This window comes from Shigella sp. SIG6 (assembly GCF_053555815.1).
The window spans coordinates 1-1,357 of sequence record NZ_JBQZXC010000261.1 but is presented as its reverse complement, the minus strand read 5'-3'; the positions used below and the strand labels follow the sequence as shown (position 1 = coordinate 1,357).

The window sequence follows — 1,357 nt, the reverse complement described above, 5'->3', positions numbered from 1 at the left end:
CTTATTGAGCGAGATAGCGATGCACGTTACAGCCAAGCCCTCCAGTTTTCAATGTAATCTCAAATGTGATTACTGTTTTTACCTTGAAAAAGAGTCGCAGTTTACTCATGAAAAATGGATGGATGACAGCACTCTGAAAGAGTTCATCAAACAATATATCGAAGCGTCTGGCAATCAGGTCTATTTTACCTGGCAAGGCGGTGAACCCACTCTGGCTGGCCTGGATTTTTTCCGTAAAGTTATTCACTATCAACAACGCTATGCAGGCCAAAAACGTATTTTTAATGCATTACAAACGAATGGCATTTTATTGAATAATGAATGGTGTGCCTTTCTCAAAGAATATGAATTTCTGGTTGGTATCTCGATCGATGGCCCCCAGGAGTTACATGACCGTTACAGACGCAGTAATTCAGGTAACGGTACTTTTGCAAAAGTGATAGCAGCCATCGAGCGTCTGAAATCATATCAAGTAGAGTTTAATACGTTAACCGTCATTAATAACGTTAATGTCCATTACCCTCTTGAGGTTTATCATTTTTTAAAATCTATCGGCAGTAAACATATGCAATTTATCGAATTGCTAGAAACCGGGACGCCGAATATTGATTTCAGTGGTCATAGTGAGAACACATTCCGTATCATTGATTTTTCTGTGCCTCCCACGGCTTATGGAAAGTTTATGTCAACCATTTTTATGCAATGGGTTAAAAACGATGTGGGTGAAATTTTCATTCGTCAGTTTGAAAGCTTTGTCAGCCGTTTTTTGGGGAATGGGCATACAAGTTGTATTTTCCAGGAGTCCTGCAAGGATAATCTGGTTGTTGAAAGTAATGGAGACATTTACGAATGCAACCATTTTGTCTATCCACAGTACAAAATTGGAAACATTAATAAATCTGAACTCAAAACGATGAACAGTGTACAACTGACAGCGCAAAAAAAACGGATTTCAGCGAAATGTCAGCAATGTGCATATAAACCTATCTGCAATGGCGGTTGTCCTAAGCATCGTATTACTAAAGTAAACAATGAGACTGTTTCTTATTTTTGCGAAGGTTATAAAATCCTTTTTTCAACCATGGTACCTTATATGAACGCCATGGTTGAGTTAGCTAAGAACAGAGTACCGCTTTACCACATTATGGATGTTGCAAAACAAATGGAGAATAATTAATAACGCTCTCTTTTAACTCCATTCTTAGCCTCCTTCTTATGACCTTAACAAGGCACCCGACATAAATTCCTGTCGGGTGTTTCGTCATCATCATCTTCCCTTGCGAAAATCCTGGCTTACGTGGTATGCGTCAGGGCATTAGCAATACCCTTGATTATCAATAGCATAACCACAACCACT

At 39.0% G+C, this 1,357-nt stretch carries 2 protein-coding genes; one reads left to right on the top strand and one right to left on the bottom strand.

The window, feature by feature from the left end; all coding sequences use genetic code 11:
• Positions 1-19 precede the first annotated feature (19 nt).
• Complete coding sequence (locus tag ACUU1M_RS20160) at positions 20-1,177, top strand: anaerobic sulfatase maturase (RefSeq protein WP_005074472.1); 1,158 nt, start codon at positions 20-22, stop codon at positions 1,175-1,177.
• Here the strand turns inward: ACUU1M_RS20160 and ACUU1M_RS20155 are convergent.
• Complete coding sequence (locus ACUU1M_RS20155) at positions 1,143-1,265, bottom strand: protein YneP (RefSeq protein WP_120795387.1); 123 nt, start codon at positions 1,263-1,265, stop codon at positions 1,143-1,145. The two genes, ACUU1M_RS20160 and ACUU1M_RS20155, sit on opposite strands and share 35 nt — an antisense overlap.
• Between the last annotated feature and the right edge of the window lie 92 nt (positions 1,266-1,357).